Raw genomic sequence first — 13,191 nt, forward strand, 5'->3', positions numbered from 1 at the left:
GCGGCCAACGCCGCCCCTGTGGGAGCGGGTTTACCCGCGAATGCATCAGTGGATTCAGCATCGCATTCGCGGGTAAACCCGCTCCCACAGGGGCGGTGCCAGCCCTTATGGAGCTGTTCATGACCTGGCAACCCCACATCACCGTCGCCACCATTGTCGAACACGAAGGCAAGTTCCTCTTCGTCGAGGAATTCAAAGCCGGCCAGCACGTCTTCAACCAGCCCGCCGGCCACCTCGAACCCAACGAAACATTGCCCCAGGCCGCCCTGCGCGAAACCCTCGAGGAAACCGCCTGGGAAGTCGAACTCACCGGCGTGGTCGGCATCTACCTGTACACCGCCCCAAGCAACGGCGTGACCTACCAGCGCATCTGCTTCGCCGCCCGCCCCTTGCGCCAGCATGCCGACCTGGCCCTGGACAGCGACATCGTCCGCGCCGTGTGGCTGACCCGCGACGAACTGCTGGCCGACCCCGCCCGCTGGCGCAGCGAGCTGGTGCCACGCTGCCTCGACGACTACCTCGCAGGCCCCCTGCACAGCCTCGAACTGCTGCGTGACTGACGCGCCGCGCCGGTTTTGATAGAATCGGCGTTTTTCCCCCTTGATACACACCGGTACCCATGACCAGCCCAGCACTCAAAGACCCCGCCAAGACCCGCGTCATCGTCGGCATGTCCGGCGGCGTGGACTCTTCCGTCTCCGCCCTTCTGCTCATGGAGCAGGGCTACCAGGTGGAAGGGCTGTTCATGAAGAACTGGGAAGAAGACGACGGCACCGAATACTGCACCGCCCGTGAAGACCTGGCCGACGCCCAGGCCGTATGCGACCGCATCGGCATCAAGCTGCACACCGCCAACTTCGCCGCCGAGTACTGGGACAACGTGTTCGAGCACTTCCTCGAAGAATACAAGGCCGGCCGCACGCCCAACCCGGACATCCTCTGCAACCGCGAAATCAAGTTCAAGGCGTTCCTCGACTACGCCCTGTCGCTGGGTGCCGACCTGATCGCCACCGGCCACTACGTGCGCCGCCGCGACACCGGCGCGCTCACCGAACTGCTCAAGGGCCTGGACCCGAACAAGGACCAGAGCTACTTCCTGCACGCCGTCGGTGGCAAAGAAATCGCCCGCACCCTGTTCCCGGTCGGCGAACTGGAAAAGCCCGAAGTTCGTGCCATCGCCGAAAAACACGGCCTGGCCACCGCCAAGAAGAAAGATTCCACCGGCATCTGCTTCATCGGCGAGCGCCGCTTCAGCGACTTCCTCAAGCAATACCTGCCAGCCCAGCCTGGCAACATCGAGACCACTGACGGCGAAGTGATCGGCCGCCACCACGGCCTGATGTACCACACCATCGGCCAGCGCCAGGGGCTGGGTATTGGCGGCCTGAAGGACGCCGGTGACGAGCCGTGGTACGTGCTGCACAAGGACCTGACCCGCAACGTGCTGGTGGTCGGCCAGGGCAACGAACACCCGTGGCTGTTCTCCCGCGCCCTGCTCGCCTCGGAAATCTTCTGGGTCAACCCGATCGACCTGAGCAGCCCGCGCCGGCTGACGGCCAAGGTGCGCTACCGCCAAAGCGACCAGCAGTGCACCCTGGAGCTGACCGAGACCGGCTACCGCGCCGTGTTCGACGAGCCGCAGCGCGCCGTGACCCCGGGCCAGTCGGTGGTGTTCTATGACGGCGAGGTGTGCCTGGGCGGCGGCGTGATCGAAACCGCCGAGCCATGGAGCCCGCGCGCATGAGCAACCTGCAGGAGCAGCTGATTGCCCTGGGCGGCGTGTTCCAGGCCGCCGTGCTGGTCGACCGCATCGCCCGCACCGGCCAGGCCAGCGAAGCCAACATCGGCTGCATGCTCGGCAGCCTGCTGGTACGTGACCCCAAGGACACCCTGGAGGTGTTCGGCGGCGACGACCTCAACCTGCGCGACGGCTATCGTGCCCTGGTCGGCGCCCTGGAGCGCGACCCCAGCAGCCTGCAGCGCGAGCCACTGCGCTACGCCCTGTCGATGCTCGGCCTGGAGCGCCAGCTGAACAAGCGCGGCGACCTGCTCGACACCATCGGCAACCGCCTGCCACAGATCCAGTCCCAGGCCGACCATTTCGGCCTGGTTCACGAAAACGTCATCGCTTCCAGCGGAGCCTTGTACCAGGACACCCTGAGCACCTTGCGCCAGCGCATCCAGGTGCACGGCGACATGCGCTTCCTGCAGCAGGCCAGCAACGCCTCGAAGATCCGCGCCCTGCTGCTGGCCGGCATCCGCGCCGCGCGCCTGTGGCGCCAGCTGGGCGGGCACCGCTGGCAGCTGGTATTCAGCCGGCGCAAGCTGCTCAACGAACTGTACGACATGATGCGTTCGCCTTCTTAGAGAAAAACGCCGGACTTGCAGGAGCGGCCTTGCCGGGGCGCCAGACCGCTCGGAAAGGGCTGCGCAGCAGCCCCAGAATGGCTGCCCTGGCATAGATTGCCGGGGCCGCTGCGCGGCCCTTTCGCGACGCAAGGCCGCTCCTACAGGCAAATTTCATGTATGATATGCGCCCTTCCAAAAGCCTGACTGTCCGAGAACACCCCATGCAGCTTTCTTCGCTCACTGCGGTTTCCCCTGTAGACGGCCGTTACGCCGGCAAAACCCAGGCCTTGCGCCCCATTTTCAGCGAATTCGGCCTGATCCGTTTCCGCGCTCTGGTCGAAGTGCGCTGGCTACAGCGCCTGGCCGCCCACCCGCAGATCGGCGAAGTGCCGGCGTTCTCCGCCGAAGCCAATGCCCTGCTGGACAGCCTGGCCACCGACTTCAAGCTCGAGCACGCCGAACGCGTCAAGGAAATCGAGCGCACCACCAACCACGACGTCAAGGCGATCGAATACCTCCTCAAGGAGCAGGCCGCCAAGCTGCCTGAGCTGGCCAAGGTCAGCGAATTCATCCACTTCGCCTGCACCAGCGAGGACATCAACAACCTGTCCCACGCGCTGATGCTGCGCGCTGGCCGTGACGACGTGCTGCTGCCGCTGATGCGCCAGATCGCCGACGCCATCCGCGCCCTGGCCCACGCCCACGCCGACGTGCCGATGCTGTCGCGCACCCACGGCCAGCCGGCTTCGCCGACCACCCTGGGCAAAGAGCTGGCCAACGTCGTGTACCGCCTGGAGCGCCAGATCGCCCAGGTTGCCGCCGTGCCGCTGCTGGGCAAGATCAACGGCGCCGTGGGCAACTACAACGCCCACCTGTCGGCCTACTCGCAGATCGACTGGGAAGCGAACGCCCGCGCCTTCATCGAAGACGAGCTGGGCCTGCAGTTCAACCCGTACACCACCCAGATCGAACCGCACGACTACATCGCCGAGCTGTTCGACGCGATCGCCCGTTTCAACACCATCCTCATCGACTTCGACCGCGACGTCTGGGGCTACATCTCGCTGGGCTACTTCAAGCAGAAGACCGTGGCCGGCGAAATCGGCTCGTCGACCATGCCGCACAAGGTCAACCCGATCGACTTCGAGAACTCCGAAGGCAACCTGGGCATCGCCAACGCACTGTTCCAGCACCTGGCCAGCAAGCTGCCGATCTCGCGCTGGCAGCGTGACCTGACCGACTCCACCGTGCTGCGCAACCTGGGCGTGGGCTTCGCCCACAGCGTCATCGCCTACGAAGCCAGCCTGAAAGGCATCGGCAAGCTGGAAGTCAACCAGGCCCGCATCGCCGCCGACCTGGACGCCTGCTGGGAAGTGCTCGCCGAGCCGATCCAGACCGTGATGCGCCGCTTCAACATCGAGAACCCCTACGAGAAGCTCAAGGAGCTGACCCGTGGCAAGGGCATCACGCCAGAAGCGCTGCTGACCTTCATCGACGGCCTCGACATGCCTGCCGACGCCAAGGCCGAACTGAAGCTGCTGACCCCCGCTACCTACATCGGTAACGCGGCAGCCCAGGCCAAACGCATCTAAGCTGACCGTCGCGTTCAACGCCCGGCATAGCCGGGCGTTTTTATTCCCGGACGAAAATTACGTTTTTTCAATAGGTTGAACATGAATCCTGATACTCCACTGCAGCTGCTCGGCGGCATCTCGGCCCGCGAATTCATGCGCGACTACTGGCAGAAGAAGCCCCTGCTGGTGCGCCAGGCCTTCCCGGACTTCCAAAGCCCGATCGACCCCGACGAACTGGCCGGCCTGGCCCTGGAAGAAGAAGTCGAGTCGCGCATCGTCCTCGAGCACGGCGCCCACCCGTGGGAGCTGCGCCGTGGCCCGTTCAACGAAGACACCTTCGCCGAGCTGCCGGAGCAGGACTGGACCCTGCTGGTGCAGGCCGTCGACCAGTTCGTCCCGGAAGTTGCCGAACTGCTGGAGCATTTCCGCTTCCTGCCAAGCTGGCGTATCGATGACGTGATGATCAGCTTCGCCACCCCTGGCGGCAGCGTCGGCCCGCATTTCGACAATTACGACGTGTTCCTGCTGCAAGGCCACGGCGAGCGCAACTGGAAGATCGGCCAGATGTGCAACAGCGACAGCCCGCTGCTGGAGCATGCCGACCTGCGTATCCTCGCCGAATTCGAGCAGAGCGGCGAATGGACCCTGGAACCGGGCGACATGCTCTATCTGCCACCGCGCCTGGCCCATTACGGCGTCGCCGTGGACAACTGCCTGACCTACTCGGTCGGCTTCCGCGCCCCAAGTGCCGCTGAAGTGCTGACCCACTTCACCGACTTCCTCGGCCAGTTCCTGCCGGAAGAGGAGCGTTACAGCGATGCTGACGCGCAGCCTGCCAGCGACCCGCACCAGATCCAGCACGACGCCCTCGACCGCCTCAAGGCGCTGATCGACAAGCACACCAACGACAAGGACCTGCTGCTGACCTGGTTCGGCCAGTTCATGACCGAGCCGCGCTACCCGGAGCAGGTCACCGGTGAAGAGCTGGACGAGCAAGAGCTGATCGAAGCCCTGGAAGACGGCGCCATCCTGATCCGCAACCCAAGCGCTCGCATGGCCTGGTCCGAGCTCAACGACGACCTGATGCTGTTTGCCAGCGGCCGCAGCTGCCCGCTGCCGGCCAAACTGCGCGAGCTGCTGAAACTGGTGTGCTCGGCCGACGCGTTACACATCGACAACCTTGAGCAGTGGCTGCAGGACGAAGATGGCCTTATGCTCATCCAGCAGTTGATCAAACAAGGGAGCCTGGGATTCGCCAATGAATAAGATCAGCGTTCGCCTCGCCGACTGGCACAAAGACAACGCCGATATCCACCGCATCCGTACCGCCGTGTTTGTCGCCGAACAGCACATTCCGCCGGAACTGGAGTTCGACTCCGAGGACCAGGATGCCGTGCACTTCCTGGCCCTGGAGGGTGACTACCCGATCGGCACCGCACGCCTGCTGACCGATGGCACCATCGGCCGCATATCGGTGCTCAAGGACTGGCGTGGGCTGAAGGTCGGCGACGCGCTGATGCAGGCGGTCATCGCCGAAGCGCAAAACCGTGACCTCAAGCAGCAGACGCTCAGTGCCCAGGTGCATGCCACGCCATTCTACGAGCGCCTGGGCTTTCGCGTAGTCAGCGAGGAATTTCTCGAAGCCGGCATCCCGCATGTAGACATGGTGCGCGACTCGCGCGCCTGATCCCAGCACCGCGCCGCCCTCTTGTAGGAGCGGCCTTGTGTTGCGATAGGGCTGCAAAGCAGCCAGGCAATCTCTGCCTGGACAGAGATTTTGGGGCCGCTACGCGCCCCTTTCGCGACACAAGGCCGCTCCTACAAGAATCACGTCAATCCCACGCAACAAATAAGCTGTACATCCATCCAGATAAAACTTGCCTCCGCGCCCCCGCTTGCGCATCCTAGTGCCCATCTTTCCCCGATGAAGCGTTCCCGGCCATGCGCCTGTTCCTCTGCGAAAAACCCTCCCAGGCCAAAGACATCGCCAAGGTGCTCGGTGCCAACCGCAAGGCCGACGGATGCTGGCAGGGTACCGACGTCTGCGTGACCTGGTGCATCGGCCACCTGCTGGAAACCGCCCCGCCCGACAGTTACGACGACCGCTACAAGCACTGGAACCTCGCCGACCTGCCGATCATCCCGGAAAAGTGGAAGATGCGGGTCAAGCCCAAGACCGCCAGCCAGTTCAAAGCGGTCAAGCGCCTGCTCGGCGAAGCCCGCGAACTGGTGATCGCCACCGACGCCGACCGCGAAGGCGAGATGATCGCCCGCGAGCTGGTCGAGCACTGCCGCTACCGTGGCCCGATCCAGCGCCTGTGGTTGTCGGCCCTGGACGATGCCTCGATCCGCAAGGCACTGGCACGCCTGCTGCCCGGCCAGGATACCTTCAACCTCTACCACTCGGCCCTGGGCCGCTCACGCGCCGACTGGCTGATCGGCATGAACATGAGCCGGCTGTTCACCCTGCTTGGTCGCCAGTCCGGCTACCAGGGCGTGCTACCGGTGGGGCGGGTGCAGACCCCGACCCTGCGCCTGGTGGTGGACCGTGATCGCAGCATCGCCGATTTCGTGCCCGTGCCTTTCTGGGCCATTGATGTACAGCTCGAACACGCCGGCCAAACCTTCAATGCGCAGTGGCGCGCACCGGATGACACCTGCGACGACCAGGGCCGCTGCCTGAACCAGGCACTGGCCCAGCAGGCCGCTGCAGACATGAACACTGCCGGTACGGCGCGGGTACTCAAGGTTGCCACCGAGCGGGTGCGCGAGGCCGCACCGCTGCCCTTCGACCTCGGCACCTTGCAGGAGCTGTGCTCGAAAAAGTTTGGCCTCGGCGCCCAGGAAACCCTCGACATCGCCCAGGCGCTGTATGAGACCCACAAGCTGATCACCTACCCGCGCAGCGATTGTGGCTACCTGCCCGTCAGCCAGCATGGCGAGGCTCCAGCCATCCTCGCCGCGCTGCAGCGTGCCGATGCCAGCCTGGCGCCGCTGCAAGCGCACCTGCAGCCCCAGCGCCGCTCACGCGCCTGGAACGACGCCAAGGTCAGCGCCCACCATGGCATCATCCCCACCGCCGCAGCCAGCGACCCGGCACGCCTGCCCGCCAAGCACAAGGCGGTCTACACGCTGATCCGTGCACGCTACCTGGCGCAGTTCCTGCCCAACCACGAATACGACCGCACCCAGGCCGAATTCGATTGCGCTGGCCATGCCCTGCGCGCTGTCGGCAAACAGATCGTCGAGCCCGGCTGGCGTCGCGCCCTGCCCGAGGCGCTGACCCCGGCCAAGGGCCGCGAAGCCCAGCCAGCCCAGGTGCTGCCGGCCCTTCATGAAGGCCAGGACTGCAACGTGCACGGTTTGCAGCTCAAGGACTTGTGGACCCAGCCGCCCAAGCCTTTCACCGAAGGCGACCTGATCAAGGCCATGAAGAACGTTGCCAAGCTGGTGGACGACCCGCGGCTCAAGCAAAAGCTCAAGGAAACCACCGGCATCGGGACCGAAGCGACCCGCGCCAGCATCATCCAGGGCCTGCTCGACCGCGGCTATCTGGTGAAGAACGGCAAGGCCCTGTCTGCCACCCCGGCTGCTTTCAGCCTGATCGACGCCGTCCCCCGCGCGATTGCCGACCCCGGCACCACGGCAATCTGGGAGCAGGCGCTGGACATGGTGCAAAGCGGCGAGATGAGCCTGGAAGAGTTCGTCGCCCGCCAGTCGGCGTGGATGGGCAAGCTGGTGGAACGTTGCCGGGGAATGCGCATGACCATTACCGGGCCGGCGGTGGGCAAGGCGGCGCCGTGGAAAAAGAAGCGGCGCAGTACCGGCAAAGGCAAGGCCGCTGAAGGGAAACCAGCTGCCAGCAAGGCAAGGCAACCTCGGCGCAAGGCCTCCAGTTGATGGGGTTGCCAATACCGGCCTCTTCGCGGCTGAAGCCGCTCCTACAGGAGGCGGTGAAGTCGTTGTAGGAGCGGCTTCAGCCGCGAAGAGGCCAGTACAGCCAACACAACTCCCAGGCTAGGTACCACTCTTCAACCGGCTGAAAGCCCGGGTAAGCTCCCGATTGAACGCTTTGCCATTGTCATTCTTGCCATACAACCGCGCCCGCACCTCAGCCGGTGGGTAGGTCCCCGGCGCATTGCGGATCTGCGCATCCACCCGCCCATCCGCCGCCGTGATCGCATTGGCGTAATGGATGGTGTCGGTAATCGGCGCGATCACATCCGGGCGCATCAGGTAATCCACCAGTTGCCACGCAGCATCCGGGTGCGGCGCATCCTTGGGCACCACCAGCGCGTCCAGCCAGATCAACGTGCCCTCCTTCGGAATGCTGTAGTCCAGCGCAAACGCCTTGCCCGCCTGCTGTGCCTGCCCCTGGGCGATGGCCACGTTGCCGTTCCACGACATCGCCACGCAGGTTTCGCCATTGGCCAGGTCATTGATGTTGCGATCATTGTCGAAGTAGCGAATGTACGGGCGCACCTTGCGCAGTTGCACCTCCGCCGCCTTCAGGTCTTCAAGGCGCTGCTGGTTGATGTCCAGGCCCATGTAGCGCATCACCGCGGCAAACACCTCGTTGGGGTCGTTGAGCAGGCTCACCCCGCAATCGGCAAATTTGGCCACCACCTGCGGGTCAAACAGCATCGCCCAACTGTCCAGCGGTGCATCGCCCATGCGCGCCGTCACCGCTTGCTGCTGGTAACCCACCCCGGTCGTGCCCCAGGCATAAGTCCCGGCATAGCGGTTGCCCGGATCGAACAAGGCCATGTGCCGGCGAAACTCTTCACCCACCCCAGCCAGGTGCGGCAGCCGGGCTTTGTCCAGCGGTTGCAGGGCGCCGCTGGCAATGGCCCGGCTCAGGTGCTGACCGGCGGTGAGCACCACGTCGTAGCCACTGCCACCGGTCAACAGCTTGGTCTCGGCGGTTTCCAGCGAGTCGAAGTGATCGGCGACCACACGAATGCCGGTTTCCTGCTCGAACCGGGTCAAGGTATCGGGGGCGAGGTATTCACCCCAGATGTACAGGTTGACGGTCGGCTGTTGTGCGTCGGCGGCCTGAGCCACCGACACCGCGCAGCCCAGGGCGACCGCAATGGCCAGCGCGCGCCGTTTCATCAGCGGCCTCCGGCGTACTGCGGCATGGTGATACAGGCGACATTGCCGCCACCGAGCAAGATCTCGCGGGAGTTCTCGATACCGATGATGCGGTGGCCGGGGAACAGCTCCGCCAGGGTCGCCTGGGCAACGGCGTCATGACGGTCGCCAAACAGGGGCACGACGATGGCCGAGTTGCCTGCGTAGTAGTTGATGTACGAAGCGCAGATACGCGTGCCGGCTTCGCGCAGGTGGGTACCGTCGACCTGATCGAGCCCGGCCGCTTCTTCGGCGGTCCATTCCAGCACATCGGGTTGCGGCAGCTTGTGCACCTTCAGCTCACGGCCGCGCGCATCGCGGGTGCTGCGCAGGATCTCGTAAGCCTCCTGGTAGATTTCCCACTGCGGGTCGTCACGGTTGTCGGTCCATTGCAGCACGACTTCGCCGGGGCGCACGAAGCAGGCCAGGTCGTCGACGTGGCCATCGGTCTCGTCGAACTTGCAGCCACGCGGCAGCCAGATCACCTGCTCGGCACCCAGGTAGTCTTCAAGGCGGCGCGTCACCTCGGCCTTGCCCAGGTGGGCGTTGCGATTGCGGTTGAGCAGGCACTGCTCGGTGGTCAGCAGGCTACCCTGGCCGTCACTCTGGATGCCGCCAAGTTCGGCGATCAATGGCGCACGATAGCGGTCCAGGCCTTCGATTTCGAGGATCTTCTGCGCGATCTGGTCGTCCTTGTCCCACGGGTAGTAGAGGCCGCCATCGAGCCCGCCGTAGGCGTTGAACTCGAAGTCGACGCCACGCACTTCACCAGTGTTGTCATTGACCACGAAGCAGGCACCGCTGTCGCGGAACCAGGTGTCGTTGCAGGTCATTTCCACCACGCGTACCTGCGGCGGCAGCAGGCGCCGGGCGTTGGCGTACTGGGCAGCCGAGGCGCAGACCGTGACCGGCTCGCTGGAGGCGATGGCCGTGACGATCTCGACCCAGACCTTTTGCGCAGGCTTGGCACCATTGCGCCAGACATCCGGGCGCTCTGGCCAGCCAAGCCAGCAACCGGCCTTGCGCTCGAATTCGCCAGGCAGGCGGAAACCATCGGCCTTGGGGGTGGTGGTGAGCGAACGTGCCATGGGTCAACCTCGTGTCGGTGAGTGATGGCTGCACGCTACGCCGCCCGGCATCAGGCATCCAACGATGAAAACTCAGCGATAGCTGAATTCAATTCAGCTATCGCTCAGCTGTTCGATGAACCATTCGATGAAGTCGGCCACCGGCGCCCGCTCCAGGCGCAAGCGTTCGCACACCAGCGCGTACTGCCCCTGGGCCGTCACACTGGCACTGAACGGGCGCACCAGCCGGCCGCTCTGCAGGTCGGCCTGGCAGGTCAGGTTATCGCCCATCGCCACGCCCTGCCCCAGCAAAGCAGCCTCCAGCGCCAGTGCAGCATGGGGGAAATACAGCTGGCGGGTGGGCAATGCATCTTCGGCGTGGGTGGCCAGCCAGGTGGTCCAGGTACGACCGTCCTGGTCGTCGTGCAGCAGGCAATGGCGCACCAGGTCACGCGGGCGCTTGAGGCCGCCCTGGTTGAACAGCCCGGGGCTGCATACGGGGAAGAACTGCAGCAGCGGCAGCGGCCGGACAAAGTGGGTGCTGGCGTCCAGGGCGCTGGTGCCGTAGGTGATGGCAAGGTCGACGTCCAGCGCTGGGGCGCCGGCATCGATCGGCTGATCGTGCAGGTGCAAGGTGATGTGCGGGTAACGGCTGCTGAAGTCGGCCAGGCGCGCGACCAGCCATTTTTGCGCGAGCTCCGCCGTCACCGCCACCCGTAGCAGCGCTTGCGAGGCTGGGTCGCGCAGCTCGTCGCAGGCCTTGCCAATCAACTCGAAGGCCTGTTGCAGGTGATGCAGCAGACGCTCGGCCTCGGCACTGGGGCGGACCTGGCGGCCCACGCGTTCGAACAGGGCGACGCCAAGCTGATCCTCTAGCTGGCGAATCTGGTGGCTGACGGCGCTGTCGGTGACGCACAGCTCGGCAGCGGCGCGGCCGAAATGGCCATGGCGGGCGGCGCATTCAAAAGTGCGCAGGGCGGTCAGGGAAGGCAGGCGGCGCATTGTTGTTCCTGTCAGGGCCTTGGGGGCTGCTACGCAGCCCACTCGCGACACAAGGCCGCTCCTACAGCAGATCGCGGATTCCTGTAGGAGCGGCCTTGTGCCGCGAATGGGCCGCAAAGCGGCCCCCGGATCATATAACCAACCCACAGGAAGACGAACGGCCCTGGCGCCATGAAAATTCCCTGCTAGATTTTCATGAAAATAATCACAATAAATTTCACGAGGCCACTGCATGTTCAAGCAATCCGCCCAGCACGTCGCCAGCTACTACGCCCAGACCTACCCCGCCAGCATCCCCCTGCGCCCTACCCTGCAAGGCCCGCACGATACCGAGGTGCTGATCATCGGCGCAGGCTTCAGCGGCCTGCACACTGCTCTGCGCCTGACCCTGGCCGGCAAACGCGTGACCCTGCTGGAGGCCAGCCGCGTCGCCTGGGCCGCCTCCGGGCGCAACGGGGGCCAGGCGCTGCTGGGCTGGTCGTGCGACATGCCGCCGTTGGAAAAAGCCTTGGGTGTGGAACGCACCCGGCGCCTGTGGGGCAGCATGTGCTGGGCCGCCGACGAGATGCGCGAGCTGCCCCTGCGCCATGGCTTCGATATCGACTACCGGCTCGGCAGCCTGTGGACCGCGGTGCTGCCACGGCGGGTAAACATGCTCGAAGAAGCCCTGCATGATGCCGAACACAAATGGGGCTACGACGCACTGCGCCTGATCGGCCGCGACGAACTGCCACAATGGATCGACAGCCCGCGCTACCAGGCCGCGCTGTACGACGCCAAGGGCGCGCACCTCAACCCGCTTAAGCTGGCCCAGGGCCTGGCGGCCACGATAGAGGCCCATGGCGGGCGCATCTTCGAGCAGAGCCAGGTTCTCGACTACCAGCCAAGCGCCAACGGCTACGTGGCCCGCACCGGACAGGGCGAGGTGCGCTGCGATGTACTGGTACTGGCCTGCAACGCCTACATCGACCGCCTCGACCGAGGCCTGTCGCGCCGGCTGCTCCCAGTCGGCTCGTACCAAGTGGCCACCGCGCCGCTGGATGCAGCGTTCGCCCGCTCGCTGTTGCCGCGCAACAGCTGCGTGATCGACAACCAGTTCGTGCCCGACTACTTCCGCCTCACCCCCGACCACCGCCTGTTGTTCGGTGGCGGCTGCACCTACCTGGGCGGCATCCCCAAGGATGTCGCCAGCGCCACCCGCCCCTACCTGGAACGGGTGTTCCCGCAACTGGCCGGGGTGGCCATCGACTATGCCTGGGGCGGCCATATCGACTGCAGCATCCAGCGCACCCCAGACGTCGGCCGCGCGGGCCAGCGCTACTGGCTGCAAGGTTTCTCCGGCCACGGTGTGCTACCGACCCTGGCCGCCGCGCGGGCGGTGAGCGATGCAATCCTCGGCGACGACGACCTGCTGGCCTTGTACCAGGGCATCGACAACGGCCGTTTCCCGGGCGGTGACTTGCTGGCCGCACCGCTGGAGGCGGCGGCCAAGGCCTGGTACAGGATGCGCGACCATGTCTGAAGACGCCCAGGGCCTGGCCCTGCTGATCCGCGACCTGCGCAAGCACCGCGGGCTGACGCTCGATGAGCTGGCGGGCAAGGTCAGGCGCTCGCTGGGCTTTCTGTCCCAGGTCGAGCGCGGCCTGTCGCAACCGACCGTGGCCGACCTCACGGCCATCAGCGAAGCCTTGCAGGTGCCGACCACCTACTTCTACCAGGCCAGCCAGCCACCTGCGCTGGACTGGGTCACCCGCCCCGGCGAGCGGCGCACGATCTACTACGCCGGGGGCATCAGCGACGTACTGGTGTCGCCAACGCTCAATGGCCGTTTCGCCATGCTCGAAAGCCACCTGGCGCCCGGCGCCAGCAGTGGCGAGGGGCACCTGGACGACAGTTCCGAGCAAGGCGGTTTCGTGCTGGAAGGTGAACTGACCCTCTGGCTCGCTGATGATGAACAAGCCGTGACCCTCGCGCCCAACGACAGCTTTCAGCTGCCGCCGAACCGCCACTTTCGCTACGCCAACCTGACCAACCAGACGACCCGCGTCCTCTGGGTTTTCCGATGA

The 13,191-nt window shown here is 65.2% G+C and carries 12 protein-coding genes; 9 read left to right on the plus strand and 3 right to left on the minus strand.

Features of this window, described 5'->3' with window-relative positions; all coding sequences use genetic code 11:
• The first annotated feature begins 119 nt into the window (after nt 1–119).
• The 7 genes from H040_RS01130 to H040_RS01160 all read left to right on the plus strand — a co-directional run bounded on the left by H040_RS01130 (nt 120) and on the right by H040_RS01160 (nt 7,823).
• Complete coding sequence (locus H040_RS01130) at nt 120–560, plus strand: NUDIX hydrolase (protein WP_027919725.1); 441 nt, start codon at nt 120–122, stop codon at nt 558–560.
• Between the two features lie 59 nt (nt 561–619).
• Nucleotides 620–1,744 carry a tRNA 2-thiouridine(34) synthase MnmA gene (mnmA, locus tag H040_RS01135; RefSeq protein ID WP_027919724.1) on the plus strand — a complete coding sequence of 375 codons (1,125 nt, stop codon included), beginning with the start codon at nt 620–622 and terminating at the stop codon, nt 1,742–1,744.
• On the plus strand, nt 1,741–2,367 hold the full coding sequence (hflD, locus tag H040_RS01140; RefSeq protein ID WP_027919723.1) for a high frequency lysogenization protein HflD: 627 nt from the start codon (nt 1,741–1,743) through the stop codon (nt 2,365–2,367). Before mnmA ends, hflD begins: the two co-directional genes overlap by 4 nt.
• Nucleotides 2,368–2,570: 203 nt before the next feature.
• Entirely contained in the window at nt 2,571–3,941 is a 1,371-nt protein-coding gene (purB, locus tag H040_RS01145) for an adenylosuccinate lyase (protein ID WP_033696417.1), read from the plus strand.
• Between the two features lie 81 nt (nt 3,942–4,022).
• Complete coding sequence (locus H040_RS01150; RefSeq protein WP_027919721.1) at nt 4,023–5,189, plus strand: ribosomal protein uL16 3-hydroxylase; 1,167 nt, start codon at nt 4,023–4,025, stop codon at nt 5,187–5,189.
• Nucleotides 5,182–5,610 carry a GNAT family N-acetyltransferase gene (locus H040_RS01155; RefSeq protein WP_027919720.1) on the plus strand — a complete coding sequence of 143 codons (429 nt, stop codon included), beginning with the start codon at nt 5,182–5,184 and terminating at the stop codon, nt 5,608–5,610. Before H040_RS01150 ends, H040_RS01155 begins: the two co-directional genes overlap by 8 nt.
• 254 nt (nt 5,611–5,864) lie before the next feature.
• On the plus strand, nt 5,865–7,823 hold the full coding sequence (locus H040_RS01160) for a DNA topoisomerase III (protein WP_027919719.1): 1,959 nt from the start codon (nt 5,865–5,867) through the stop codon (nt 7,821–7,823).
• A 117-nt stretch (nt 7,824–7,940) separates the two neighbouring features.
• Here H040_RS01160 and H040_RS01165 read toward each other — a convergent pair whose 3' ends face one another.
• From H040_RS01165 to H040_RS01175, 3 genes are all read right to left on the minus strand, one after another.
• Nucleotides 7,941–9,038 carry an extracellular solute-binding protein gene (locus H040_RS01165; protein WP_027919718.1) on the minus strand — a complete coding sequence of 366 codons (1,098 nt, stop codon included), beginning with the start codon at nt 9,036–9,038 and terminating at the stop codon, nt 7,941–7,943.
• Nucleotides 9,038–10,144, minus strand: a complete 1,107-nt coding sequence (aguA, locus tag H040_RS01170) for an agmatine deiminase (RefSeq protein ID WP_027919717.1) — start codon at nt 10,142–10,144, stop codon at nt 9,038–9,040. The genes H040_RS01165 and aguA overlap by 1 nt, the downstream gene beginning before the upstream one ends.
• Before the next feature lie 93 nt (nt 10,145–10,237).
• Nucleotides 10,238–11,125 carry a LysR substrate-binding domain-containing protein gene (locus H040_RS01175; RefSeq protein WP_027919716.1) on the minus strand — a complete coding sequence of 296 codons (888 nt, stop codon included), beginning with the start codon at nt 11,123–11,125 and terminating at the stop codon, nt 10,238–10,240.
• A 232-nt stretch (nt 11,126–11,357) separates the two neighbouring features.
• On the opposite strand from H040_RS01175, the gene H040_RS01180 reads away from it, so the two are divergent.
• Nucleotides 11,358–12,647, plus strand: coding sequence for an NAD(P)/FAD-dependent oxidoreductase (locus H040_RS01180; protein ID WP_027919715.1), 1,290 nt, complete (start codon nt 11,358–11,360; stop codon nt 12,645–12,647).
• Entirely contained in the window at nt 12,640–13,191 is a 552-nt protein-coding gene (locus H040_RS01185; RefSeq protein ID WP_033696374.1) for a helix-turn-helix domain-containing protein, read from the plus strand. The genes H040_RS01180 and H040_RS01185 overlap by 8 nt, the downstream gene beginning before the upstream one ends.

Origin of the sequence: Pseudomonas sp. URMO17WK12:I7, from assembly GCF_003269045.1 — a bacterium.
GTDB classification, from domain to species: Bacteria; Pseudomonadota; Gammaproteobacteria; order Pseudomonadales; family Pseudomonadaceae; genus Aquipseudomonas; species Aquipseudomonas putida_J.